This is a genomic window from Methylovulum psychrotolerans (genome assembly GCF_002209385.1).
Taxonomy (GTDB): Bacteria; Pseudomonadota; Gammaproteobacteria; order Methylococcales; family Methylomonadaceae; genus Methylovulum; species Methylovulum psychrotolerans.
This window is the reverse complement of sequence record NZ_CP022129.1, coordinates 3518305-3543493: the sequence shown is the minus strand read 5'-3', so window position 1 is coordinate 3543493 and position 25189 is coordinate 3518305. Positions and strand designations below refer to the sequence as shown.

At 51.3% G+C, this 25189-nt stretch carries 21 protein-coding genes and 1 rRNA gene; 18 read left to right on the top strand and 4 right to left on the bottom strand.

The features are described from left to right. The first annotated feature begins 182 nt into the window (after positions 1-182). Complete coding sequence (locus CEK71_RS23960; protein ID WP_088620332.1) at positions 183-2207, top strand: calcium-binding protein; 2025 nt, start codon at positions 183-185, stop codon at positions 2205-2207. Between the two features lie 130 nt (positions 2208-2337). Beyond that, positions 2338-2453: ribosomal RNA gene (gene rrf / locus CEK71_RS16095) — 5S ribosomal RNA — on the top strand. Positions 2454-2674: 221 nt separating this feature from the next. Here rrf and CEK71_RS16090 read toward each other — a convergent pair. After that, positions 2675-3037: a DUF6164 family protein gene (locus CEK71_RS16090; protein WP_088620331.1), complete on the bottom strand. Its 363-nt coding sequence runs from the start codon at positions 3035-3037 to the stop codon at positions 2675-2677. Positions 3038-3269: 232 nt separating this feature from the next. Between CEK71_RS16090 and gyrA the strand changes: the two genes are divergently transcribed. The 16 genes from gyrA (at position 3270) to aroQ (ending at position 21801) form a co-directional block, all read left to right on the top strand. Further along, positions 3270-5909 (top strand): DNA gyrase subunit A, encoded by a 2640-nt coding sequence (gene gyrA, locus CEK71_RS16085; RefSeq protein WP_088620330.1) that lies wholly within the window; start codon positions 3270-3272, stop codon positions 5907-5909. Between the two features lie 164 nt (positions 5910-6073). Then, the gene (gene serC, locus CEK71_RS16080) at positions 6074-7153 is read left to right on the top strand and encodes a 3-phosphoserine/phosphohydroxythreonine transaminase (protein ID WP_088620329.1); all 1080 of its coding nucleotides are present in this window, start codon (positions 6074-6076) and stop codon (positions 7151-7153) included. Between the two features lie 22 nt (positions 7154-7175). After that, complete coding sequence (pheA, locus tag CEK71_RS16075; protein ID WP_088621663.1) at positions 7176-8261, top strand: prephenate dehydratase; 1086 nt, start codon at positions 7176-7178, stop codon at positions 8259-8261. A 4-nt stretch (positions 8262-8265) separates the two neighbouring features. Further along, the gene (locus CEK71_RS16070; protein WP_088620328.1) at positions 8266-8871 is read left to right on the top strand and encodes a Uma2 family endonuclease; all 606 of its coding nucleotides are present in this window, start codon (positions 8266-8268) and stop codon (positions 8869-8871) included. Between the two features lie 28 nt (positions 8872-8899). Continuing rightward, entirely contained in the window at positions 8900-10003 is a 1104-nt protein-coding gene (gene hisC / locus CEK71_RS16065; protein ID WP_088620327.1) for a histidinol-phosphate transaminase, read from the top strand. Beyond that, entirely contained in the window at positions 10003-10884 is an 882-nt protein-coding gene (locus CEK71_RS23255) for a prephenate dehydrogenase (RefSeq protein WP_198328596.1), read from the top strand. The genes hisC and CEK71_RS23255 overlap by 1 nt, the downstream gene beginning before the upstream one ends. Positions 10885-10986: 102 nt before the next feature. Beyond that, complete coding sequence (gene aroA / locus CEK71_RS23250) at positions 10987-12309, top strand: 3-phosphoshikimate 1-carboxyvinyltransferase (RefSeq protein WP_198328267.1); 1323 nt, start codon at positions 10987-10989, stop codon at positions 12307-12309. A gap of 2 nt (positions 12310-12311) precedes the next feature. Then, a complete protein-coding gene (gene cmk / locus CEK71_RS16055; RefSeq protein WP_088620326.1) occupies positions 12312-12968 on the top strand; it encodes a (d)CMP kinase in 657 nt (218 codons plus the stop codon). A gap of 86 nt (positions 12969-13054) precedes the next feature. Then, positions 13055-14716 (top strand): 30S ribosomal protein S1, encoded by a 1662-nt coding sequence (gene rpsA / locus CEK71_RS16050; protein WP_088620325.1) that lies wholly within the window; start codon positions 13055-13057, stop codon positions 14714-14716. A 233-nt stretch (positions 14717-14949) separates the two neighbouring features. After that, on the top strand, positions 14950-15255 hold the full coding sequence (locus CEK71_RS16045) for an integration host factor subunit beta (protein WP_088620324.1): 306 nt from the start codon (positions 14950-14952) through the stop codon (positions 15253-15255). 478 nt (positions 15256-15733) lie between these two features. Continuing rightward, positions 15734-15967 (top strand): FeoA family protein, encoded by a 234-nt coding sequence (locus tag CEK71_RS16035; RefSeq protein ID WP_088620322.1) that lies wholly within the window; start codon positions 15734-15736, stop codon positions 15965-15967. Further along, positions 15967-18294 (top strand): Fe(2+) transporter permease subunit FeoB, encoded by a 2328-nt coding sequence (gene feoB / locus CEK71_RS16030; protein WP_088620321.1) that lies wholly within the window; start codon positions 15967-15969, stop codon positions 18292-18294. The genes CEK71_RS16035 and feoB overlap by 1 nt, the downstream gene beginning before the upstream one ends. Before the next feature lie 2 nt (positions 18295-18296). Beyond that, positions 18297-18521 carry a FeoC-like transcriptional regulator gene (locus tag CEK71_RS16025; protein ID WP_088620320.1) on the top strand — a complete coding sequence of 75 codons (225 nt, stop codon included), beginning with the start codon at positions 18297-18299 and terminating at the stop codon, positions 18519-18521. A 156-nt stretch (positions 18522-18677) separates the two neighbouring features. After that, the gene (locus CEK71_RS16020) at positions 18678-20417 is read left to right on the top strand and encodes a BatD family protein (protein ID WP_088620319.1); all 1740 of its coding nucleotides are present in this window, start codon (positions 18678-18680) and stop codon (positions 20415-20417) included. A gap of 29 nt (positions 20418-20446) precedes the next feature. Further along, positions 20447-21211, top strand: a complete 765-nt coding sequence (gloB, locus tag CEK71_RS16015; protein WP_088620318.1) for a hydroxyacylglutathione hydrolase — start codon at positions 20447-20449, stop codon at positions 21209-21211. 44 nt (positions 21212-21255) lie between these two features. Then, complete coding sequence (aroQ, locus tag CEK71_RS16010; RefSeq protein WP_088620317.1) at positions 21256-21801, top strand: gamma subclass chorismate mutase AroQ; 546 nt, start codon at positions 21256-21258, stop codon at positions 21799-21801. On the opposite strand, the gene CEK71_RS16005 is transcribed toward aroQ, so the two are convergent. The 3 genes from CEK71_RS16005 to CEK71_RS15995 are packed head-to-tail and all read right to left on the bottom strand — an operon-like array spanning position 21802 to position 25176. Beyond that, the gene (locus CEK71_RS16005; protein WP_088620316.1) at positions 21802-22410 is read right to left on the bottom strand and encodes a hypothetical protein; all 609 of its coding nucleotides are present in this window, start codon (positions 22408-22410) and stop codon (positions 21802-21804) included. It lies immediately after the preceding gene. 2 nt (positions 22411-22412) lie between these two features. Next, positions 22413-23987, bottom strand: a complete 1575-nt coding sequence (locus tag CEK71_RS16000; protein ID WP_088620315.1) for a VWA domain-containing protein — start codon at positions 23985-23987, stop codon at positions 22413-22415. 31 nt (positions 23988-24018) lie between these two features. Continuing rightward, a complete protein-coding gene (locus CEK71_RS15995) occupies positions 24019-25176 on the bottom strand; it encodes a toxic anion resistance protein (protein WP_088620314.1) in 1158 nt (385 codons plus the stop codon). Positions 25177-25189: the final 13 nt, after the last annotated feature.

Here is a 25189-nt window from a genome sequence, read left to right as displayed (position 1 = left end):
GCTTTCACCTATGCTTTGGTCGTCTGCGGATTTTGCAATGTCGGCGCTAGCCCTGCCTTAAGTGGGCGAATTAAATTCCCCAGCAGTTGTAACAGGCTAGCTTGCCCTATCATTTTAGGGTCGGCGCAACATTGCAAAATTGACAGACCATTTTTCCGACACAATTAACCTAAGGTGATGTAATGGCGACATATAACGGCGATAACAATAATAATTTTTACGGAGGCACGGCGGGTGATGACTTTATTTATGGCAATGGCGGCAGCGATAACCTCTACGGCAATGGCGGCAACGATACCATAAGCGGCGGTACGGGTAATGATTACATCAACGGTGGGGCGGGTGACGACACTTACCTGGTCGCTAAAGGCGACGGTTATGATGTTATTGTCGATGATATCGGTACGAATATCATTAAATTCTCTGATGTGGCTTCAACAGATGTCAGCCAAGTAGGCCGTTCGACTTATTTGGGTTTAGATTTATTGCTGACTTATGGCAGTAATCGCGTAACGGTTGGTAATTATTTTTTGGGAGCCAATTACAATATACAACTTCAATTCAGCAATTCTGTAACATGGAACTGGGCGGACATTAAGGCGTTGGCATCGGTAGCGCCCACCGCAGGTAACGACACGCTGTATGGCACTTATAATAACGATACTTTAAGCGGCTTGGACGGCAATGATTCGTTGTCTGGTTATACGGGTGACGATACCTTAAATGGTGGCGCGGGTGACGATATATTGGATGGCGGTATAGGCAATGACATCTTGAATGGCGGCACGGGTAATGACTCGCTAAAAGGTAGTGCAGGCAGTGACACTTATCTGATCGCTAAAAATGACGGGCAGGACATTATTGTTGAGCTGAACGGTGCGGATACCGTTAATTTTACTGATGTGGCTTCTACAGACATTACCCAGGTTAAGCGGGGTGGGTTTGGTACGGATTTGGTGCTGACGTATGGCAATGGCGGGCAATTGACAGTCCGCTATTATTTTGGCACCGATTACGCATCAGGCACAACGACTATCGAGAAATTTCATTTTAGCGACGGCGTGAATTGGGGATGGGCAAGCATTGCGCCAAAAGTGTCGCAAGGAACGGCAGGCAATGACACGTTAACAGGTTATGACGACCGCAGCGATGCCCTTAGCGGCGGCGCGGGCAATGATACGCTGACTGGCCTTGCGGGTAACGACCTATTGAATGGCGGTATAGGTAACGACGTATTGAACGGCGGTTTGGGCAATGATGTTTATCAGATCGCCAAAAATGACGGCTCGGATATCATTAATGATGAGGGTGGCGTTGATAGCATAAAGTTTACCGATGTGGCTTCTACAGACATCACCCAGGTTAGCCGTTTGGCGAGTAATTATGGCTTGGGTATGGATTTACTGGTGAAATATGGCAATGCTAATCAGGTCGTCATTCATGGTTATTTCGCTAATGCCAATGTTGACTCAGGAATAGGAGCAGGGGCAGTAGAATATCTTCAATTTAGCGATGGGGTGAATTGGGGTTGGTCGACTATCAATCTCAAGGTATTGGAGGCGACCACCGGCAATGATCTTTTAGTGGGTTATAATGACCGTAGCGATACTCTGAATGGTTTAGCGGGCAATGATAGTCTGTATGGCCTTGACGGTAACGATATATTGACTGGCGGGGCAGGGAATGACCTGTTATATGGCGGCTTAGGCAATGACCTCTACCTGATCGCCAAAAATGACGGTTCGGATACCCTTGATGATCAGGGCGGTACTTCGGATGTCGTAAAGTTCACCGATGTGGCTTCCACTGACATTACTGGGGTTAGCCGTACATATGATGGCAGTTTGCTTGTGAAGTATGGTAGCAGCCAAGTTACCATAAAGAACTATTTTTACACTGGCGACAGCATTAGCATTGAAAAACTCCTATTTAGCAACGGGGTTGTTTGGAATGCGGCGACTATTGCATTGAAAGTTGCGCAAGCCACCGCAGGTGACGATATGTTATTTGGTTCTGATAATAAGGATGACGTACTGAACGGCTATTCGGGCAACGATAAGTTGTATGGCTTTGGCGGTAACGACACATTAAATGGTGGTCCGGGTAATGACAGTATGTCTGGCGGTTATGGCAATGACAGTTATTGGGTGGATAGCGTCGGCGATACCATATCCGAATATGCTGACCAAGGTACCGACACGGTATAGCTAATCCGATATAAAAAGATGTCCTGTAACCGCCCCAGTGAAGAGGTCGTCAACGGAACATCGTGCTTGGTTGCGGATGGATTTAAGCTGTGCCCATTTGTGTTCGATAGGGTTAAGGTCTGCCGAATTGCTTGGTGACCATAGCGAGCGTGAACCACCCGACCCCATCCCGAACTCGGAAGTGAAACCGCTTAGCGCCGATGATAGTGTGGCAGTTTGCCATGCGAAAGTAGGGAATCGCCAAGCTCCTAAACGAAAGCCCCAACCTGACGGTTGGGGCTTTTTTTTTGCCTGCGGTTTTGCCGCTTGTTAGGATCGTGCATAAAATTAAGTCGGCGTTCCATTGCAGCACAGCGTGTCCGGCCCCGCCTCTGGGTCCCTGAGTGGAGCCAAAGAGCCGCCCCCTTTGGCTTTACAACGGAATCATGGGCGGGCAAGATGCCCGCGATCCCATCCGTCGTGGCTTTTTACCATCCCCCCAGTTCTAACACCCATTTCACCGAAATATAAGCGACCAGTAGGCTGCCTAGCCAGTAGAGGCCGCGCCGCAGATAGTCCTTAACACCCGTGGGCACAGCTTGTCCGTCCGTTTGCTTGGCTTGCAGATAGGCTTCCCGTGCCGCCAAAAAACGTTGCTGTTGGTAATTAGCGAGTAATTCGCGGGCCTGTGCCAATTGGGCGTGGTCTCTTAGCCAAAGGGCAGGCATGGAAATGCCCCAATTTCCTGCTGAGGTTTCATAAAAATCGATCTGCTGTTCGGTCAGTAGCCCGCGCACTTCGTAAGCCTCGTCGTCGGGTACGCCGCGTAAGGAAAATAATAGGATGGCCATGGTGTTATAGGGAGTTTTTCAAGAAAACAGCCATTATAAATGGCCTGGATATACACCCATAACGGTTTCGACTCCCTGTCCGCTATTTGCTATAATAGTGGGCTTGTTACGATGTGTTTGGACATTCACGCCAAGGATTGTGTGGGTGTTTGTGGACATTCAGGTGGCTTAGCCGTTAAAAAAACCGGTCGGTATCTTTGGTTATCCGGCGTTTATGTTTATATAGGGATCAATGTCAAACTTCGCTAAAGAAATTATCTCCGTTAATCTCGAAGACGAGATGAAACAGTCCTATCTTGATTACGCCATGAGCGTTATCGTAGGCCGTGCCCTTCCAGATGTCCGTGATGGCCTTAAGCCCGTGCATCGCCGTGTGCTGTATGCCATGAGCGAGTTGGGCAATGACTGGAACAAGCCCTATAAGAAGTCTGCGCGTATTGTCGGTGATGTCATCGGTAAATACCACCCGCACGGCGATACCGCCGTCTATGACACCATGGTGCGTATGGCGCAGCCGTTTTCGATGCGCTATATGTTGATTGACGGGCAGGGCAACTTCGGTTCGGTCGATGGTGACGCGCCTGCCGCCATGCGGTACACCGAAGTGCGCATGGCAAAAATCGCCCATGAATTATTGGCGGATATTGATAAGGAAACCGTCAATTTTATCCCTAACTATGACGAGTCGGAATCCGAGCCACAAGTGCTGCCGACCCGCTTGCCGACCTTGTTGGTCAACGGTTCTTCTGGTATCGCCGTAGGTATGGCGACCAATATCCCGCCGCATAATTTGGGTGAGGTCATCAGTGCCTGTCTGGCGGTGTGCGATAATCCCGATGTGACGGTGCAGGAACTGATGCAGCATATTCCCGGCCCTGACTTCCCGACAGCGGCGATTATTAACGGTGCGTCCGGCATTTATAGCGCTTATACGACAGGCCGTGGCAAAATTTATTTACGCGCCCGTTGCCATTTTGAAGATATTGGCGACAGTAGCCGCCAAGCCATTATTACGACCGAGTTGCCGTATCAAGTCAACAAGGCGCGGTTGCTGGAAAAAATCGCCGAGCTGATTAAGGAAGGCAAGATTGACGGCATTTCCGGTCTGCGTGACGAGTCCGATAAGGACGGGATGCGTATGGTGATTGAGCTCAAACGCGGTGAAGTGCCGGATGTGGTGCTGAATAACCTCTATAAACAAACCCAGTTTGAAACCGTATTCGGTATCAATATGGTGGCGTTGTTGGATGGCCGCCCGCATTGCATGAACTTAAAGGAGATTATTGCTGCCTTTATTGACCATCGCCGGGAAATTATCACCCGCCGGACGCTGTACCTGTTGCGTAAAGCCCGCGAACGGGCGCATGTTTTGGAGGGTCTGGCGGTCGCTTTGGCGAATATCGACGAAATGATCGAGCTGATTAAAACCTCTTCCAGCCGTGAAGAAGCCAAAGACGGTTTGCTGGCTAAGGTTTGGAATGCCGGTTTGGTGGCATCCTTGTTGGAAGCCGCCGATGCCGACCGCTCACGGCCTGAGGATTTGCCGGTAGAATTTGGTATCCACGGCGGTCAGTATCAGCTGACCGAAACCCAGGCGCAAGCCATTTTGGATTTGCGTTTGCATCGTCTGACCGGACTTGAGCAAGATAAGATTGTCGGCGAATATAAAGAGTTGCTGCTGCAAATTGACGGTTATCTGTATATCCTCGCTAACGATAGCCGCCTGATGGAAATCATCAGGGAAGAGCTAGCGGCGATTAAAGAGCAGTATGCCGATCAGCGCCGTACCGAAATCGTCCAGAACCAGTTGGATTTGTCGGATGGCGATTTGATTACCGAAGAGGACAGGGTGGTGACTATGTCGCATGAAGGCTATGTCAAATCCCAGCCTTTAAGCGATTATAAGGCGCAAAAGCGTGGCGGGCGCGGCAAGTCGGCGACGGCGATGAAAGAGACTGATTTTATCGACAAGCTCATTGTCGCTAATACTCACGATACGATTTTATGCTTCTCGTCTTTGGGTAAGGTGTATTGGCTGAAAGTGTACCAATTGCCGGTTGCTAGCCGTGCCGCGCGGGGTAAGCCGTTTGTTAACTTGTTGCCGTTAGAGCAGGGCGAAAAAATTAACGCCTTATTGCCGATCCGTGAGTTTAGCGACAATAAGTTTATTTTTATGGCGACTTCGGCAGGGACGGTAAAAAAGACCCCGTTAAATGAGTTTGAACGCCAACGCAGCACCGGCAAAATCGCCATTGATTTGCGCGAAGAAGATACCTTGGTCGGTGTCGCGGTGACGGACGGGCAGCAAAATGTGCTGTTGTTCTGTAGTTCCGGCAAGGCTGTGTGCTTTAACGAAACCGATGTCCGCTCCATGGGCCGGACGGCTTCCGGGGTGCGCGGAATGCGGGTGCAAGACGGCCATAAGGTTATTTCGTTAATTATCGCCACCGAAGGTACAGTGCTGAACATTACCGAAAATGGCTACGGCAAACGTACCAAGCTGGAAGAGTTCACTTGCCATAAGCGCGGTGGCCAAGGCCTGATTGCTATCCAGACTTCTGACCGTAACGGTGCGGTGGTCGGGGCGGTGTTGGTTAACGATAACGATGAGATTATGCTGATCAGCGACGGCGGTACGCTGGTGCGCACCCGTGTCGATGGTATTTCGGTGGTCGGTAGAAACACCCAAGGCGTGACCATTATCCGTTTGGATAAAGGCGAAAAAGTTATTGGCGTGGATAGGATTGCCGGGTTGGCGGGCGAAGAGTCGGAAGAGTCGGAAGAAGAGCTATTGGACGGCGATGCGGAAGCGATGGATGATGGGGTCGATGAAGACGCTGATCAGGCGGATGTTGAGGATGACGCTTCTTAAGCAGGATTGGTAGACTAAAAGGACGGCATCCTGGTAAGGGGTGTTGTCTTTTGCTATTAAGCCATTCTTTCCATTGATGAATAAGCAGGCGTTAGCCTATTGGCGGTTCTGCTATGATTGCACTGGGTTTATAAAATACACATCTAAATACAAAGAGAATCCTAATGTCCAGAGTTTACAATTTCAGTGCCGGCCCTTCCACTTTGCCGGAATCGGTGTTGCTACAAGCCCAACAAGAGCTGTTGGAATGGCGGGGTAGCGGCATGTCGGTGATGGAAATGAGCCATAGGGGTAAGCATTTCGCCATTATCGCCGAAGAGCTGGAAAGTGATCTGCGGAGTTTGTTGGCGATTCCTGATAACTATAAGGTGTTGTTTTTACAGGGCGGCGCGTCGGCGCAGTTCTCTTTAATCCCGCAAAACCTGTTAAACGGCAAGACGAAGGCTTGTTATATCAAGACCGGGGCGTGGTCGGAAAAAGCCGTCAGTGATGCGCAAAATTATTGTGAGGTTGTCCTTACGGCCAGTTCCGAGGCGGAGCATTATTCGCATGTGCCGGAATCTGCCACTTGGTTCATCGACAGTGATGCGGCTTATTTGCATTACACGTCTAACGAAACGATCCACGGTGTGGAGTTTCCTGATATTCCTGACAGTAAAGGCCTGCCTTTGGTGTCGGATATGTCGTCTAATATTCTGTCGCGCCCGGTCGATATTAGCCAATTCGGCCTAATTTATGCCGGAACCCAGAAGAATATGGGGCCGTCGGGTGTGACGATTGTTATCGTCCGCGATGATTTAATCGGCCATGCCCCTAAAACTACGCCGTCGGTGTTCAATTATGCCGAACAGGCGAAAAACCAGTCTATGCTCAACACGCCCGCCACTTATAATTGGTATCTGGTCGGCTTGGTTTTGAAATGGTTGCAAGCGCAAGGCGGGGTCGCCGCGATAGAGCAACGCAATATCGCTAAGGCGGCAAAGCTGTATCAGGCTATCGACCAATCGGCCTTATACCATAATCCGGTCTCCATCCCTTACCGTTCGCGGATGAACGTGCCGTTTATTTTAGCGGATGATGGGCTGGATAAGGCGTTTATCAGTGCTGCCGAAGCGCAGGGTTTGTATGAGCTGAAAGGCCACCGCTCAGTCGGTGGGATGCGGGCGAGTATTTACAATGCTATGCCGGATGCGGGTGTGGAAGCGTTGATCGCCTTTATGGCGGAATTTGAACGCAGCCATTAATTGTTTACAGGATAACGCCGCTATGACCGCCATTACGCCACTTGCTGAACTTCGGGAAAAAATCGACGCGCTGGATGCGCAGATGCTGGACTTGCTGAATCAGCGGGCGAAATGTGCGCAGGAAGTCGCCAGGACGAAAATGGCCCAGGGCGAGCAGGGGACGTTTTATCGGCCTGACCGCGAGTCTTTGGTGTTGCGGCGGATTCAAGAATTGAACCAAGGCCCTTTGCCGGATGAAACGGCGATCCGTTTTTTCCGGGAAATTATGTCCGCTTGTTTGGCGTTGGAAAAACCGCTGGAAGTGGCTTTTTTGGGGCCGGAAGGCACATTTACCCAGCAGGCGGCGTTCAAGCATTTTGGCCATGCGGTGAAAACGGTGCCGGTCGCCACGATTAATGAAATTTTTAATGCGGTCGAAACCCAGTTATGCCCGTTTGGGGTGGTGCCGGTAGAAAACTCTACGGAAGGGGTGATTAGCCATACTTTAGACCGCTTGTTGGTGTCGCCGTTGAAAATTTGCGGCGAGGTGGAAATCAGGGTGCATCAAAACCTGTTAAGTTTGGCGGAAAATCTGGCCGACATTACGACGGTGTATTCGCATCAGCAATCTTTGGCGCAATGTCGGCAATGGTTGGATAAGCATTTGCCCCACGCGCAGCGGGCGGCGGTCAACAGCAATGCCGAAGCGGCGCGGCTGGCGGCGGCGAATAAAGGGGTGGCCGCCATTGCCGGGATTGCCGCCGCTGAGGTGTATCAGTTGCCTGTCATCGAAAAAAATATTGAAGATATTGCCAACAATACCACGCGCTTTATTATTGTTGGCCAGCAAATTTCCACGTCGACAGGTAAGGATAAAACTTCGCTGGTGGTTTCGACAGGCAATAAGCCGGGGGCTTTACACCGGATGCTGGAGCCGTTCGCGACATTTGGCGTGGATATGGTGAATATCGAGTCCAGGCCATCGCATCAAGGGTTGTGGGATTATGTGTTTTTTATTGATATTCAAGGCCATGCCAATGACAGTGCGGTGGCGCAAGCCCTAATATCTTTACGCGATAAGGTGAATATGTTGAAAATATTAGGCTCTTATCCGAAAGCGGTTTTTTAGGGGCATGAGCAAAATAAGCCACTTTTCGCAATTGGATTTAGGCCGCACTTACTCCTATGCTGATTATCTGACGTGGCGGTTTGATGAGGCGGTCGAATTGTTGCGCGGTAAAGTGTCGCTGATGAGTCCGGCTCCGAACTTGCGCCATCAGCGGATTTCTAGGAATTTGCTGGTGGAGATAGGCGGGTATTTGAAAGGTAAGCCTTGCCAAGCATTCCATGCCCCTTTTGATGTGCGCCTATATGACCGAAAAAAGTCGTTGGTCGCTAACCAAGACATTTACACAGTGGTGCAGCCGGATTTATGTGTGGTCTGCGATGGCGGTAAGCTTGACCCTAAAGGCTGCTTAGGCGCACCCGACTGGATTATTGAGATTTTGTCCAAAAGTACGGCGCAAAAAGACACCCAAACTAAATTCCAGCTCTATCAGGAAGCGGGGGTAAAAGAGTATTGGTTGGTGTATCCCTACGAGGCGACCGTATCGCAATTTGTGTTGGACGAAACGACAGAAAAATACCAGTTAACCGCCATGTTTTCCCGGTATGATCAGGCGGCACCTTGGCTATTCCCGGATCTGGCCATCGACTTGGCCGAAATATTTGCCCACTAATTGAATTATCACCGATTTTATTTACGTCATGAACAAACCGACTATTTACCAACTCGCTGTTGCGGGTGTGCAAAAACTCATCCCTTATAAAGCCGGAAAACCGATTGAAGAATTGGAACGCGAGTTGGGTTTGACGCAGATTATTAAACTGGCCTCTAATGAAAATCCTTTGGGCCCTAGCCCTAAGGCGGTGGCGGCAATGCAGGCGGTACTCGCCGATTTGGCCTTATACCCTGACGGTAGCGGTTTTCATTTAAAGCAAGCTCTGGCGGCAAAGTACGGCTTAGATGCCAGCCAAATCACGTTGGGCAATGGTTCTAATGAGATTTTGGAATTGGTGGCGCGGGCGTTTCTGACTCCTGAACTGGCCGTGGTGTTCTCGCAACATGCGTTTGCAGTTTATCCTTTAGTGACTCAAGCGGTCGGGGCAACGGCGATTGTTGTGCCTGCCCGCGATTATGGTCATGATTTGGCGGCAATGGCCGCCGCTGTCACTGCGCAAACACGGCTGGTGTTTATCGCCAACCCCAACAACCCGACGGGGACGCTGTTGGCGCAAGCCGAGCTGGAGGCGTTTATTGCCGCCCTGCCGGAGACGGTCATCTGCGTGTTGGATGAGGCGTATTTTGAATTTGTCCAGCAAGCGGGGGGAGGCGATTCTATCGCTTGGCTGCAAAAATACCCTAATTTGCTCATTACCCGCACATTCTCTAAAGCTTACGGCTTAGCAGGGTTACGGGTCGGTTACAGCTTGTCCAGCCCGGAACTGGCCGACATTTTAAACCGCGTCCGCCAACCGTTTAATAATAACAGCTTAGCTTTGGCGGCAGCGGAAGCGGCCTTGGCGGATAGCGAACATTTACACAATACTATCACCAATAACAGCGAAGGGATGCAGCAATTGACTGAGGGCTTTAAGGTTTTGGGCTTGGCGTGGATACCGTCGGCGGGTAACTTTGTTTCGGTTGATATAGGCCGTGAAGGTTTGCCTGTTTATGATGCCCTGCTGCATAAAGGCGTTATTGTCAGGCCAGTGGCGAACTATGAAATGCCGAATTTTTTACGTATCAGTATTGGTACAGCCGCTGAAAATGCGGTGTTTTTGCAAGCCTTGGCAGATGTCCTGCGGTGATGTTTAACACGCTGTGCGTTATCGGTGTAGGGCTGATAGGGGGATCTGTCGCCAGAACGGCGCGGGTGCAGAACTTGGCGGCCCGTATTGTCGGTTTTGGGCGTGACCAAGATTTGGCTAATCTCCAGCTTGCCAAGCAACTCGGCGTGATTGACGAATTTTATCTCGACATTGCCGCCGCTGTCGCCCATGCCGATTGTGTGGTGATTGCCACGCCAGTGGCGACCACGGCGGCGGTGCTGGGTTTATTGAAGCCGCATTGGTCGGTGGAAACCGTTTATACCGATGTCGGCAGCACCAAAGGCAGTGTATTGGCGGCGGCAGAAGCGGTGTTTGGTTATGTGCCGGATAATCTCGTCCCCGCCCATCCGATTGCCGGCGGCGAGCAAAGCGGCGTGTCGGCGGCGGTGGAAGGCTTGTTTGCGCATAAGCGCCTGATTATTACCCCGGTGGCAGACACCGATGCCAGTGCTTTGGCGAAAGTCCAAGCGTTTTGGCAGGGCTTAGGTTCGGTTGTGTCGCTGATGGATGCGCAACACCATGACAGCGTCTTGGCGGCGACTAGCCACTTGCCGCACGTTCTGGCCTTCGCACTGGTCGATATGCTGGGGCATAAGGACGAGCAAAGCGAGATTTTTAAATATGCCGCCGGAGGGTTTAAGGATTTTACCCGTATCGCCTCCAGCGACCCGACCATGTGGGCGGCGATTTGCACGGCGAATAAACAGGAGATTTTGCCTTTAATTGAGCAACTAAGAACGGAATTGGCAAAGATCCACGCCCTGCTGGCAGCGGATGATTATGCGCAATTGTTTGCCACGTTTGCTTATGCCCAAACGGCGCGGGAACGTTTTTTGGAGCAGTTTGAGCGGCCAGTTTGAGCAAGGATAGACATTATGTCGGCGGGTGATATTTATACGCCAAGTGTCTGTTTAAGATCAATTTTAATTTTTTAACCACCCTTTCATTAACCACACACCACTATGTCAAAATCCATCACCTTTACTATCCAACCCGGCGGCAAACTATGCGGCGAGACCCGCGTTCCTGGCGATAAATCCATGTCGCACCGCTCGATTATGCTTGGCTCTTTAGCGGAAGGCGTGACCCATGTCACGGGTTTTCTTGAAGCGGAAGACGCGTTGGCGACTTTGCAGGCGTTCCGGGATATGGGCGTGGAGATTGAAGGCCCTAGCAACGGTTGTGTGACTATCCACGGGGTCGGCAAACACGGCTTGAAAGAACCTAAAAACGCGCTGTATTTGGGTAACTCCGGTACGTCGATGCGCTTGTTAAGCGGTTTGTTGGCCGGACAGCCGTTTAATTCGGTGTTGACGGGCGACAAGTCCTTATCAGGCCGTCCGATGAAGCGCGTTACCGATCCGTTGGCGAAAATGGGTGCGGATATTAAGACCACCGAACAAGGCACGGCACCTTTGCAGATTACCGGCAAAGCCGGGCAGTTGACTGCGATTGATTACACCATGCCGATGGCGAGTGCGCAGGTGAAGTCTTGCCTATTGTTGGCGGGCATGTATGCGCAGGGCGAAACCCGTGTCACCGAACCGGCGCCGACCCGTGACCATACCGAACGGATGTTGGCGGGCTTTGCTTATCCGGTCACACGCGAAGGCAGCACGGCGATGATTTCCGCCGAAGGCAGCTTAAAGGCGATGGACATTGATGTGCCTAGCGACATTTCTTCGGCGGCATTTTTCTTGGTCGGCGCGTCTATTGCCCCCGGCTCAGATGTGACGTTAAAGCATGTCGGCATTAACCCGACCCGTACCGGCGTGATTGATATTTTGCGCTTAATGGGTGCGAACATTGAGGTGTTGAACGAGCGTGAAGTGGGCGGCGAACCGGTAGCCGATTTGCATGTCATTTACAGCCCGTTGACGGGAATTGATATTCCTGAACATTTGGTGCCGTTGGCAATTGACGAATTTCCGGTGCTGTTTGTCGCTGCTGCCTGTGCACAAGGCCAAACCCGGTTAAGTGGGGCGGAAGAGTTGCGGGTGAAAGAATCTGACCGTATCCAAGTGATGGCGGACGGCTTGTTGATTTTGGGCGTGGATGCGCAGCCTACCCCAGACGGTATGGTTATTCAAGGCGGTAAGCCGATTGGCGGCGGCGTGGTCGAATCGCACGGCGACCACCGGATTGCCATGTCGTTCTCCATTGCCGGGTTACGCGCCCAAGCCCCGATTACTGTTTTGGATTGTGCCAACGTCAACACGTCTTTCCCTGAGTTCAAAGACTTGGTTAAGGCTTTAGGTTTGGATTTAGTCTGCACCGGAGCTTAAGTATGGCGGTTCCGGTATTGACCATAGATGGCCCTAGCGGTGCGGGCAAGGGGACGGTAAGCCGCCTGTTGGCTAAACGCTTGGGCTGGCATTATCTGGATAGCGGCTCGATTTACCGCTCTTTGGCGATTGCCGTGTTACAACAAAATGTGGCTTTGGACGATGTTGCCGCTATTGTTGGCGTGGCGCAAGCGCTGGTGTTGGCGTTTGAATGCGGCGACGAATTGGTGGTCAAGCTGAACGGCTTGGACATAACGGCGCAGTTAGGGTTGGAAACCACTGGCAATGCCGCGTCCATCATCGCGGCCTTGCCGGAAGTCCGGGCGGTGCTGCTGCAAAAGCAACAGGATTTCAAACAGCTGCCAGGATTGGTGGCGGATGGCAGAGATATGGGCACAGTGGTTTTCCCCGATGCCGCCCATAAGGTGTTTTTAACGGCAAGTAGCATAAAAAGAGCGGAACGCCGATATAAACAGTTGAAAGAAAAAGGAATTGATGCTAATCTTATGGGCTTAGCAAAAGACATAGAAGAACGCGATCGCCGCGATAGGGAGCGGGCAACTGCTCCGCTTAGCATGGCGAGCGGCGCGCTTTTTATTGATTCTTCTGAGATAACAATTGACGCTGTGATAACCCAAATCTTGGACTTTATCCGTTAAGGATGGGCGGGGTAGGGTTGGGCAGTTTTTTTAACTTAACATATACAATTAAGGCTGGGGTGTTCCGACCAGCTTGGGAATAGAAAATGAGCGAAAGCTTTGCTGCATTACTTGAAGAAAGTTTAACCAGAACCAAAATGAGTCCTGGTGCCATGTTAATGGGTACTGTAATTGACATCGAAAACGATATGGTCATCGTCAGCACCCATTCTAAATCAGAAGGTGTCATCCCCAAATGGCAATTTCTAAATAACGATGGCGAATTGGAAGTCGCTATCGGCGATGAAATTGAAGTCGCCCTGGATTTATTTGAAGACGGTTTAGGTGCTACCCTTCTTTCCCGAGATAAAGCCAAGAAAAATAAAGCGTGGTCCGAACTGGAAACTGCGTTTGAAAAAGAAGCGACTATCGTAGGCCGTATCACCGGTAAAGTCCGTGGCGGTTTCACGGTTGCTGTCGGTGCTTTACGCGCCTTCTTGCCAGGTTCATTAGTCGATGTCCGGCCTATCCGCGACACCACGTTCTTGGAAAACCGCGACCTTGACTTTAAAGTCATCAAAATTGACCAAAAACGTAACAATGTCGTCCTGTCCCGCCGTGCTGTGGTCGAAAAAGAATACAGTGCCGAAAGGGAAGAATTGCTGAAAACGCTGGAAGAAGGCGCGGCAGTGGTCGGTGTGGTCAAAAACCTGACCGATTACGGCGCGTTCATTGATCTGGGCGGTATCGACGGTCTGTTGCACATTACCGATATGGCATGGAGACGGGTACGTCATCCGTCCGAGTGTGTGGAAATTGGCCAAGAAATTAAGGTTAAGGTTCTGAAATACGACAAAGACAAAAACCGTGTGTCTTTGGGTATGAAGCAAATGAACGAAGATCCTTGGCAAAACATTGCCCGCCGCTACCCAGCCGGCACCCGCGTGTTCGGTAAAGTTAACAACTTGACCGACTACGGCTGTTTCGTTGAGATTGAAGAAGGTGTTGAAGGTTTGGTCCACGTTTCTGAAATGGACTGGACTAACAAGAACGTCAACCCTTCTAAGCTGGTACAGTTAGGCGATGAAGTCGAAATTATGGTTCTGGAAATCGACGAAGAACGCCGCCGTATTTCTTTGGGTATGAAACAATGCAAAACCAACCCTTGGGATGAATTTGCGGCGACTCATAACAAAGGCGACAAAATCTCCGGCAAAATCAAATCGATCACTGATTTCGGTATCTTTATTGGTCTGGAAGGCGGTATTGACGGTCTGGTGCACATGTCCGACATTTCTTGGGCAGAAGGCGGCGAAGCCTCAGTCCGTGACTTTAAGAAAGGCGATGAGCTGGAAACCGTTATTTTGGCCGTTGATTCCGAACGCGAACGTATCTCTTTAGGTATTAAGCAACTGGAGCAAGACCCTTTCCAAAACTTTTTGGCGACCCATGAAAAAGGCAGCTTAGTCAAAGGCACGATTAAAGAAGTCGATGCTAAAGGCGCGGTAGTCACTTTGGCCGACCACGTTGAAGGTTATCTGCGGGCTTCCGAAATCCAACGCGACCGCGTTGAAGATGCGCGTACCCTGTTGAAAGAAGGCGATACTTTAGAAGCCAAATTCATCGGTGTAGACAAAAAGAGTAAATCTATTTCTTTGTCCATTAAAGCTAAAGAGCAAGATGAAGAAACCCATACCATTAAAGACCACGCACAACCGGTTAGCAGTTCACCGACTTTTGCTGACATCTTTAAGCAAATAGAAAAATAAGCTTCAGGCAGGGGGCGCATCTTTAAGATGCGCCTTCCGCCTGCGGTTTTTCCCCGAATTTATAAAACGAAACTTCTCTCTTTAGAGGAATTATTGATAGGTGGCAGTGCTGCGCTTGCAGCGCTATCGTTTTTGGTAAACCTCGTCGCTGACGGAGAAGCTGCCCCACCTTTTTTATCGGTGGCGTTTCACCCATCGGATGTACGGGTGTGGATTTAAACATAGGATAGAATGTGACAAAATCCGAATTAATTGAAGCCTTAGCTAAACAACAGCCAAATCTTGCTTTGAAGGATGTGGAGCTGGCAGTTAAATGTATCATTGAAAAAATGAATGAGGCATTATCTACTGGCGAACGGATCGAGATCAGAGGTTTTGGCAGTTTTTCTTTGCACATGCGGCCTCCACGGGTCGGACGTAACCCGAAAACGGGCGAGTCGGTAACACTGTCAAAAAAATATGTGCCGCATTTTAAACCGGGTAAGGAACTGCGTGACCGCGTAGACGCTTCGCGTGACAAGTGCGTTATTATCGACTAGATCCGGCACGATATACGGGCTGCGGTAATCTTTTGCTGTGCAAGCCTTGCTTTATCTGTGTTTTACGCTTAAGCCTGTGTGCTTAAGCGTCTTCTTTGCGGCGGTTGTTGCCGTTACGGCGTCATTTAGCCGCTAAAATCTCTTTCCCGGCTTAGCTTCTGCGCCGCCCGTCGGTGCTTCCCCTTTGAAACCCATTCATACTGTTAGGGCTTTTTATGCCAAAACTCGGCGTTTTTGCGCGGGTTGACAGACATAGTCACGCTTAGGTTTTCTGCCGAAGTCTTGGTGGCTATCAATAAATATGCGTTTAAACAAATAGCTGGCGTTTGCTAGTGGTTTGACGGCGGCGACTATTAGCACACGCTTACATTGGTTTTTTGACTGTCTGGCCATCTGTGATATAGTGATCATTAATGAGAATGATTATTGATAATTTCTCGTTCTCCTCGGTTTTCACACGCACTCTAAGGATACGGTTATGGCCCTCAGTTTAAAAAATCTTCATGTTGGTGATTTAGGGAAAATAGTCGGTTTTGAGCAATCCGGCAAAGCCTATCGTAAACGCTTGCTGGCGATGGGGCTGACCCCTGGCACGGCGTTTAGCGTCACCCGTTTCGCCCCGATGGGCGACCCGGTGGAAATTAAGCTGCGCGGTTTTTCTTTGACCTTGCGTAAAGACGAAGCGGCGATCTTATTGATTGAGAAAATGTGATGGCTGCGGATTTTACGGTAGGGGTGGTCGGCAATCCCAACTGCGGTAAAACTACCTTATTTAACGCCTTGACGGGTGCGAAACAGCATGTCGGCAATTGGCCGGGCGTGACGGTCGAAAAAAAATCCGGCGATTATAGCCATGACGGCAAGCTGATTGAGCTAGTCGATTTGCCCGGCACTTATTCCTTAGAGGCTGCCGATGACCAAGTGTCTTTGGATGAAAAGGTCGCCAGGGATTATGTCGCCTCACGGCAAGCCGATTTGGTCATTAATATTATTGATGCATCGAGTATTGAGCGTAACCTGTATCTGACCTCGCAACTGGTCGAGATGCGGGTGCCGATGGTTTTGGTGCTGAATATGATGGATGCCGTTAAGCGGCGCGGCATTAAAATCGACATAGAAGCCCTGTCCAAACAGCTAGGCTGTCCGGTCATCCCTATTACCGCCTCTGCCAAGCATGGCATTGGCGCTTTAAAAACCGCCATTAACGCGGCCGCCCAGAGCCAACCCATTCCCCATATTGCTATTCCCTATTGCCCTGATTTAGAACAGGCGGTCAGCGAACTGTTGCCTGCGGTGCAGGCTACTGCTGACGCTTACCCTTGTGATGCGCGGTGGTTGGCGTTGCGTTTGTTGGAAGAAGACACCTTGGCGCAAGCCATCGGCGGGGCGGCGATTTTGCCAGCCGTCGCCGCTTTGCAAGCGCGGGTTGCCGACGCGACGGATGATGACATTGATATTCTTGCCGCCGATGCCCGCTACGGTTTTGTCAATCAACTGACCCAGCACTGCGTTTGCAAAATCAACGAGGTTAGCCGCCATACCACGGAAATGATCGACCGTTTCGTGCTGAACCGTTTTTTAGGCATTCCGGTGTTTTTGCTGGTCATGTACGCCATGTTTATGTTCACCATTAATATCGGTACGGCTTTTGTCGATTTTTTCGACCAAACCGTCGGGGCGTTACTGGTTGATGGTTTGGGGTTGGTGCTGACCGGTTGGGGCTGGCCTGAATGGCTGAATGTACTGATTACCCACGGTATCGGTAGCGGTGTGCAAGTCGTTGCCACGTTTATTCCAATTGTCGGGTTTTTGTTTTTGTTTTTGTCGGCGCTGGAAGATTCCGGTTATATGGCGCGGGCGGCGTTTGTTATGGATCGGTTTATGCGCATGATGGGCTTGCCGGGCAAGTCTTTCGTGCCGATGATTGTCGGTTTTGGCTGTAACGTCCCTGCCATTATGGCGACCCGTACTTTGGAAAATCAGCGTGATAGGGTGCTGACCAATTTAATGAACCCGTTCATGTCGTGCGGGGCGCGTTTGCCGGTGTATGCCTTGTTTGCCGCTGCGTTTTTTCCGGTCGGTGGGCAGAATTTGGTGTTCGGCTTATATCTGGTGGGTATTGCGGTGGCGGTGATGACCGGGCTGATTATGCGCCATACCTTGTTTAAAGGCGAAACCTCGCCGTTTATTATGGAGTTGCCCGCGTACCATTTGCCGACCGTCAGCGGTGTCTGTTTAAGGACATGGGATAGGCTGAAAGCGTTTTTACTCAATGCGGGTAAGGTGATTGTGCCGATGGTGCTGGTGCTGAATTTTCTCAACAGTATCGGTACTGACGGCAGTTTTGGCCGCGAGAACAGCGACAAGTCGGTGTTAAGCGCGATAGGCCGCAGTTTGACCCCGGCGTTTGCGCCTATGGGTATCCGTGATGATAATTGGCAAGCGACGGTGGGCATTTTTACGGGCATTTTAGCGAAAGAGGCGGTGGTCGGTACTTTAGATGCGCTGTACAGCCAGTTGGGTGCGGATGGCGGTAGCCCGGCGGCTCCGCCAGCGGCGTTTGATTTGGTGACGGCTTTAACTGATGCGGCGTTGACCATCCCGACAAATTTACGCAAAGTGGCTGACAATGCCTTAGACCCGTTAGGTTTGGACATCGGCACGGTTGATGATTTGAGTGCCGCCGCTGCCGAGCAGGAAGTTAAAGCCGCTACCTTTACCGCGATGCAGCACAGTTTTGACGGTCAGGCGGGGGCGTTTGCCTATTTGCTGTTCATTTTATTGTACGCGCCCTGCGTAACCGCCACCGCCGCGATTTACCGCGAGACCAACCGGGGCTGGACGATTTTTGTGCTGTGCTGGACAACAGGCTTGGCGTATCTGGCGGCGACGGTGTTTTATCAGGCGATGACTTACGCCCAGCATCCGGCTTATTCTTTACTGTGGATTAACGGCCTGCTGATGGGGTTTGCTTTGGTCTGGTTAGGACTGTGGTTGACGGGTAGGCATACCGATAAAAACCATCATCAGGAGGCGTAGCGATGATTTTGGAATTGCGCGAATTTTTGCAGCAACAGCGGCGCGTGGCCTTAAAGGATTTGGTTAACCATTTCGGTGTCGAGCCTGATGCTTTGCGCGGCATGTTGGCGAAATGGGTCAGCAAGGGTAAAGTCCGTAAGCTGTCGCTGGAAGCCGATTGCGGCGGCAGTTGTTGCAAATGCGACCCGACCTTAACCGAGCTTTATGAGTGGGTGGATAAGGTTTGAGCGTGTCCGGCTAGCCTTAGCCGATCCGGGCAGTCCGATAAGAGTGGCTACAGGCAAGCTCTGCAATGATCTGGCTTGAATTATGGGTTATTTGGCTTTATATACTTTATAATCCATTTGTCCCCCTCTTTTTTGCCCCTCTGTTGACTTGTCCTGATGAACGCTAACAAACTGTTGTTGATTAACCCGCGCCACCTTGGGCGCTTGTTGCTGTGCTTGTGCTTGCTGGCGGTTGTGCCGTACAGTTGGGCCGCGCAGATTCAGGTAACGGTAGACCGCAATCCGGTCAATCTGAATGATTCGTTCCAGATTGTGTTTACCGCGACCGAAGAGCCGGATGATGACCCTGACTTTAGCCCCTTGGCGCAAGATTTCTCGATACTCCATCAAGACCATGGCAGTACCGCCTCATGGGTGAATGGCCAGCATAGCCGAGTTTTGCAATGGACATTGAATGTCATGGCCAAGACGGCGGGTACTGTCCAAGTGCCGGCTATCCATTTTGGCGCGGATGTTACGACACCGTTGACCGTGCAAGTCCAGCAAGAGGCCAAAATGCCGGATGTCAAACGCAATGACGAGCTGTTTTTGACCGCCGAAGCCACCCCAACACAAACCTATAACCAAGCTCAAATTATTTACACGGTACGGGTTTATACCCGTGTGGAAATTTCTCGGGCGCAATTGTCCGAGCCGGAGCTAGCGGATGCGGTGATTGAGAAAATCGGTGAAGATGCCAATTACAATACTGACGTGAATGGGGTGGGCTATTCGGTTACTGAGCGTAAGTACGCGATATTTGCGCAAAAAAGCGGCACTTTAACCGTTAAGCCTTTAGTGCTCACCGCCGAGGTGCTGAGTGCCGGGCGTTCGGTGTACAATAATTTTTTCAGCCCACCTGTGGCGAAAACTAAGCGGGTGGAATCGCCTGCGGTAAGCCTGGATATTAAAGCCGCCCCTGCGGCGGCGGCCGGACAGCATTGGTTACCCGCCGAGCAATTGGAACTGACCGAAACCTGGTCGGGCGACCCTGCACAAATGCACGTTGGTGAACCCTTGACCCGCACCCTGAAAATTCAGGCCAAAGGCACAACCGTTGGGCAATTGCCGGAATTGGCCCAAGTCTTGAACAATGCCGACTTGAAAGCGTATCCTGACCAACCGAACTTGAAAGAGCAAAAAAATGCCGATGGTTTGGTGGCGTTGCGGGAAGAAAAAATTGCCTTGATACCTTCTAAACCGGGCCGTTATGTGTTGCCTGCAATGACTTTGCCGTGGTTTAACACCCAAACTCAGCAAATGGCGGTCGCTACCTTACCCGAAGTTGTGTTGACGGTCGTAGCGGGAGCGAATGAAGCGCCTGCCGCTAGCGTACCTGCCCCGCCTACGCTTGCCGCTCCGCCATCGGCGGCGCAAACGCCTAGCGTAGCGGCTCCGGCTCTGCCGCCCGCTGCATCAGCCGACATTGTGTTGCCATGGTCGCTGGCGGCGTTTATGGCTTTGGGGTGGCTGGTGACGTTGGTGTATCTGTGGCGGGGCAAGGCTAAGCCCGTCCTGGTTGTCGATGAGGTGCAAGCGGCCCGGCAGTTGCGTTTGCGGGATATTGTCAAGCAACTGCGTACCGCCTGTGCCGATAATGATGCCGCCGCCGCGCAAAAAGCGTTGTTGGCTTGGGGTAGCCTACAATTTAACGCCAACACCTTAGGGGCTATTGCTAACCAGTGCGAGGCGCGGTTGCGCGATGAAATTATTCTGCTTAATCAGACTTTATACGGTAGGGGCGCGCAAGCTTGGCAGGGTAAGCATTTGTTCCAATTTTTCACCGAAAATAATGCCCGCACTAAATTAGCGACCGCCAAAAGACCTAGCGAATTACAGCCTTTGCATCGGCTGTAAGTAATGTGAGTTCCCATCGGTTGACACTTATGCTTAGCATCGTCCAGTTACCTGTTTTAAACGATAATTATATTTATTTGCTCCATGAGCCGGAAACCGGGGTAACGGCGGTGGTCGACCCGGCGGTGGCGCAGCCAGTGCTGGACGCACTGGCGCAACGCGGCTGGCGGTTGACGCATATCCTCAATACCCACCACCACCACGATCATGTCGGCGCGAATCTGTATTTGCAAGCTTTAACGGGTTGCCAGATTATCGGTGCGGCAGTGGACAGGGCGCGGATTCCTGGCCTCAGTCACGCGGTGAATGACCAAGACCGCTTCGGTTTAGGGCAAGCTAGCGTACAAGTTATCGCCACCCACGGCCATACCAGCGGCCATATCAGCTATTATATCGCCGAGGCTGAGGCCTTATTTTGCGGTGATACCTTGTTTGTGATGGGTTGCGGCAGGTTATTCGACGGCACTATCGGCCAGCTTTGGCACTCTTTGCAGGTACTGAAAACCCTGCCCGCCAGTACACGGGTATATTGTGCCCATGAATATACCGAGGCCAATGGCCGCTTTGCCTTAAGCGTGGAGCCGGGCAATCAAGCCTTGCAAGACAAAATGGTGCGGGTCAGGCAATTACGCGCCGTAGGGCAACCGACTGTGCCGTCCACCTTGGCGGAAGAGTTGGCGACTAACCCGTTTTTACGCACCGATAATGCGGCCTTACAACAGGCGGCCGGTTTGCCCGGCGGTGACAGTTTGGCGGTTTTTAGCCGCTTGCGGGCGATGAAAAACACATTTTAATTTGCGGTTTAGTCCGCTTTCTCCTTATTTAGAGAGGTATCCCTATGCGCTTAATGATTATGGCCTTATTGGCCACCACTGTATTTATCCGTCCGGCGAGTGCCGCCGTCGCTTTTTGCGAGAGTGTGCAGCCTTTAGAAGCCGTGGTGTCGTTAATGGCGCAACGGCTGGCATTAGCGGAAGATGTGGCGCGGTATAAGTGGAACCAAAAGGTGGAGATTGAAGACAGTGCCCGCGAGCAGATGATTATCACCAAGCTAAAAGCGCAGGCGGTTGCCGAAGGTTTGCCGGAAGCGTGGTCGGAAACATTTTTTAAAGCGCAGATTGCCGCGTCAAAAGCTACCCAAAAGCAATTATTTGCCGAATGGCAACAACATCATGCCGCCGCGTTTGAGGGCGTACCGGATTTAAATAGCCAAACCCGCCCTAAGCTGTACGCGTTGATGTCTGAGCTGATTACTGCGTTACACAAAGCGTGGCAACCCTTGCAGCAACCCGAATGCCAGCCGGTAGTGGATAAGCTGGTGCGGGAGAAATTAGCCAAGCCTGGCTATAAAGTGGCGGGGGAGCCGTTGTTTGCGGTGCATTAGCTAAAGCCAATCATCCTGCCGGGCGAATTTCGCTTTTAAAAATTCGCCTTGGGCGATCAGGGCTTCGGCATCTTGGCTGGTGATGCTGATGGCAATGCGTTCGAGTTGTGCGTCTAATAAATCCAGCTGTTCGCTGAGGGTTTCTTGGGCGGTTTTGCCGTTGCGCATTTTATGCAGTTTGGCGAAAGCTGGCGGCAATTGCAGGTAAGCCGTGAGCATTTGCGGCAAATAATCCACCACGGTTTGCCGAATGACGTGCAGGTCATACGCGCCTGTTTCCATTGCCGCCAGTTTCGGTAAAATCAACAGCAGCTTAGCTTTAATGCTATGGACTTGGCTTAAGAGGTTAGGCGGTAGCCGTTTGCCTATTTTTTTTACTAAGGCTTCCAGTTTGGGGCTTAAGTCTTGGTCTAGGCTTTCGCTGCTGTTGATAAGGCTGATTGTGTGCGGCTTGGGGGTGAGCAAATAGCCTAGGGCGTATAAACCGAGGACGATAAACAGCCAAAAGCTTTTGATAAATCCGGCAAAGAACGCCAACAATCCCATGCTTGCCAATAGGCAGCCGACGATATTGGCGGTGCTGTAGATGTATAAGAAAACGCGCCGCATGGTTATTGATAACCCCGAATTTGTTTAAACGCCGCCGCTAAGGAGTTGGTACGGCTATCAAATACTTGCCCGCCCGTTAAGGCAGCCAGTGCTTGCAATTGGCTAGGGTCGGCATTACCAAAAATAATCGGGAAAGTGTTGATAGCCGCCGCTGAGTCGGCGTGTTGCTGATAGAGGCGGACAAAATCGGTGTAGCTCATACCGTCTTCATTGAGGCCGTCGGTCATTAGGACGATGGAGTAAAAGCGTTTTGGGTCGGCGGCTCTGGCTTGGGTGGCTTGCTTATATGCAACATCCAATGCGCTAAAAATTGCTGTGCCGCCTGTTGTGGTTAAGCCATTAACGTAAGCGTCGATGTCTTGCAGGACGTGGCCTTCTTTATCAACGGTGAAATGGCGGATGTCTTGGACTTGATGGTTAAAGGTAATCAGGGTCACTTGTTCGCGGTTTCTGAAACGGGCGAATTTTCCGGTTAAGGTGGTGTCCGCCCCCGCTAAATTTGCCATCGCCTGTTGCAGGGCGGCGATGCCTGAGCCGGCCATCGAACCGCTGACATCCAAGACAAAATAAGTATGGCTGGGCTGGCGCTGTTCGTTCAGATAAGCAAAGAGGATTTCGTTGACGGTGGCGATGGTATTAGGGAAGGGCATGTCCAGCAAATAACCTTTGGGGAATTGCGCCCCTAAGGCCACCGCCGGATTCACCGGGCGGCGGTCGGTAGTGTCCATCAGCCATTGTTGGAAGGCGGCGGACTTGAGGTAATCGACCAGTTTTTGATAATTCGCCGCTTGGTCTTTGGCTAAGAGCAGTAAGGGGTAGTCGGCAATCACTGTGCCTTCTTGCGGATAGAGCAACACCAACTTTTCTTGCAATAAGGGGTTGCGGTTAAGTTTCAGCAATTCGGCTTCGTAATTGAAAATCCCGCCGACTTGGGCTTGGTTGCGTAAAAATAGGCTGCTTAAAAAGCCGCTGCTGCCTGCGGTAAGGACATGGCCGCTGAAAAAGCTTTTTAGTTTTTCGGCATCGACATCTTGGGCGGTCAGCGCGTCGCCCTTATTGGCTAACGCCGCTTGTACGCTCATGACCGTCGAAAAGCCGGAATTGGAGGCGGCAGGATCGGTCATGGCGTAAGTCAGTTGCCCTGAGCGGATTTTTTCCGCCAATTGCGTCCACGTCACTTGCGGATGGTCTAGCCAGCCCCATTTTTTTGCCAAACTTTCTTTAATGGCGGGGATGACGGGGGAAATGGCGATTTTTTCCTGTGCTTGGATGAGTTTTTGCTTTTCCTGCATCAGAGTGAGGTATTTGGCATGAGAAAACCACGCCAGATCGTAATGTTGCTTGGGATCGCTGAGAATTTCCGCCCCGTCTAAGGTGCCGGTATAGGTGATTTGCAGGTGTATCCCGGTCTGCTCTTGCAGGTTGGCCCACATCGGTTCTAAGTCTTTGAGTTCGGAACCCGCCAGTAGGGTTAAGGTGTTGGTTGCGGTCTTAGGTTCGGTGGGTTTGCCGCAAGCCGCCACTAAGAGCAGTAGGCCAAAACAACCGGTTAGGAAAGCGGTGCGCAGTAGGTTCATGGGCGGTCTCTTTGGGTAGCGGGTCGGGTTATCAAGCCGTTGTGTCCTGTGAGCGGCTGCGGTTCAAATAGACGTTGGCTTTGTCGATCTCAGTTGATAAGGCGGTTACGGTCAGTTGCATATTCGCCAAGGCTTTAGTTTTATAATCCGCCATCATGTCCATAGTTTGGTAGAGGTTGGCGAAAGCGGCTTTCAGTTTGTCCAGCTCTAGGGTGGTGTCGGCGGCTTGGTTGCCGATGTCGCCCGCTTGGCGTTTTAACAGTTGCGCGGTACTGGCGATCATATCGCTGGTGGTGGTGTTTAAGGCCTGGATTTGGTTTAAGACCAGTTTTTGGTTGGTTAAGGCTTGCGAAACCATCACGGCGGTGCGTAAGGCCGATAAGGTGGTGGTGGTTGCCCGGTCTACGCCTTTGATCAGTTCTAAGTTATTTTTGCGCACCATGTCTAAAGCCAGATAGCCTTGGACGCTGACCGCCAGTTGGGTCAACATATCTTGGACTTTTTGCTGGCTGTAAAAGAGCATTTCCTCTTTGATGATGCGGGCTTTTTCGGGGGATTGCTGTTCTATGGTGGGGATAGTGGCGGTCAGAGCGGCGCTTAATTGTTTGCCCAGGTAAATGTACTGCTCCAGTTTGCCCATAACCTCCCACAAGTGCGCTTTTTCGATTTCGATGGCCGCATTGTCTTTGCGCAGCTCATCTTGCCCGTTATATAACGCCGTGACGATGTTATCTAATTGCGTTTGTGCCGATTGGTATTGCAGGAAATAGTGCCGGAGCCTATTGCCTAAGGGGATGATGCCCAACAATTTGCGTGGTGCTGCTAAATTTTGCTGGCTAGGGTCTAGGGCTTCGACGGTTTTACGCAATTCCAGCAGGCTTTTGCCGATAGGGGCTTTCTCGTCAAATACCCCGCCGTTGCTGAGGCTATGGCTAGGCCTTGCCAGCATCCGGTTGGACATGCCAGCCGCTGCCCTGAGTTCTTGGCTACCTAAGGTGTGGATGAGATTGAGCTTGTCTTTAAACGCGTCGCTGTTGACCTCGGCGGCACGGATGGCGGCGACAAACTCAGCGGCTTTGGCGTCGAGTTGTTGGTGCTGTTCGCTGGAGACCGGCACCATGGATAAGGCTTGGGCGGCGGCGATTTCCGCGACGGGTTCGGGCGGGGTCAGGCTAACGGTGTCGGTCATAACGATTCTCGAT

Excerpts from the sequence above, each read along its gene's own strand:
- rpsA (WP_088620325.1), top strand. The coding sequence starts at position 13,055 with ATGAGCGAAAGCTTTGCTGCATTACTTGAAGAAAGTTTAACCAGAACC.
- CEK71_RS16070 (WP_088620328.1), top strand. The coding sequence starts at position 8,266 with ATGAGCAAAATAAGCCACTTTTCGCAATTGGATTTAGGCCGCACTTAC.
- cmk (WP_088620326.1), top strand. The coding sequence starts at position 12,312 with ATGGCGGTTCCGGTATTGACCATAGATGGCCCTAGCGGTGCGGGCAAG.
- CEK71_RS23960 (WP_088620332.1), top strand. The coding sequence starts at position 183 with ATGGCGACATATAACGGCGATAACAATAATAATTTTTACGGAGGCACG.
- CEK71_RS16020 (WP_088620319.1), top strand. The coding sequence starts at position 18,678 with ATGAACGCTAACAAACTGTTGTTGATTAACCCGCGCCACCTTGGGCGC.
- pheA (WP_088621663.1), top strand. The coding sequence starts at position 7,176 with ATGACCGCCATTACGCCACTTGCTGAACTTCGGGAAAAAATCGACGCG.
- serC (WP_088620329.1), top strand. The coding sequence starts at position 6,074 with ATGTCCAGAGTTTACAATTTCAGTGCCGGCCCTTCCACTTTGCCGGAA.
- CEK71_RS16025 (WP_088620320.1), top strand. The coding sequence starts at position 18,297 with ATGATTTTGGAATTGCGCGAATTTTTGCAGCAACAGCGGCGCGTGGCC.
- CEK71_RS15995 (WP_088620314.1), bottom strand. The coding sequence starts at position 25,176 with ATGACCGACACCGTTAGCCTGACCCCGCCCGAACCCGTCGCGGAAATC.
- gloB (WP_088620318.1), top strand. The coding sequence starts at position 20,447 with ATGCTTAGCATCGTCCAGTTACCTGTTTTAAACGATAATTATATTTAT.
- CEK71_RS23255 (WP_198328596.1), top strand. The coding sequence starts at position 10,003 with ATGTTTAACACGCTGTGCGTTATCGGTGTAGGGCTGATAGGGGGATCT.
- gyrA (WP_088620330.1), top strand. The coding sequence starts at position 3,270 with ATGTCAAACTTCGCTAAAGAAATTATCTCCGTTAATCTCGAAGACGAG.
- CEK71_RS16035 (WP_088620322.1), top strand. The coding sequence starts at position 15,734 with ATGGCCCTCAGTTTAAAAAATCTTCATGTTGGTGATTTAGGGAAAATA.
- CEK71_RS16090 (WP_088620331.1), bottom strand. The coding sequence starts at position 3,037 with ATGGCCATCCTATTATTTTCCTTACGCGGCGTACCCGACGACGAGGCT.
- hisC (WP_088620327.1), top strand. The coding sequence starts at position 8,900 with ATGAACAAACCGACTATTTACCAACTCGCTGTTGCGGGTGTGCAAAAA.
- aroA (WP_198328267.1), top strand. The coding sequence starts at position 10,987 with ATGTCAAAATCCATCACCTTTACTATCCAACCCGGCGGCAAACTATGC.
- feoB (WP_088620321.1), top strand. The coding sequence starts at position 15,967 with ATGGCTGCGGATTTTACGGTAGGGGTGGTCGGCAATCCCAACTGCGGT.
- CEK71_RS16000 (WP_088620315.1), bottom strand. The coding sequence starts at position 23,987 with ATGAACCTACTGCGCACCGCTTTCCTAACCGGTTGTTTTGGCCTACTG.
- CEK71_RS16005 (WP_088620316.1), bottom strand. The coding sequence starts at position 22,410 with ATGCGGCGCGTTTTCTTATACATCTACAGCACCGCCAATATCGTCGGC.
- aroQ (WP_088620317.1), top strand. The coding sequence starts at position 21,256 with ATGCGCTTAATGATTATGGCCTTATTGGCCACCACTGTATTTATCCGT.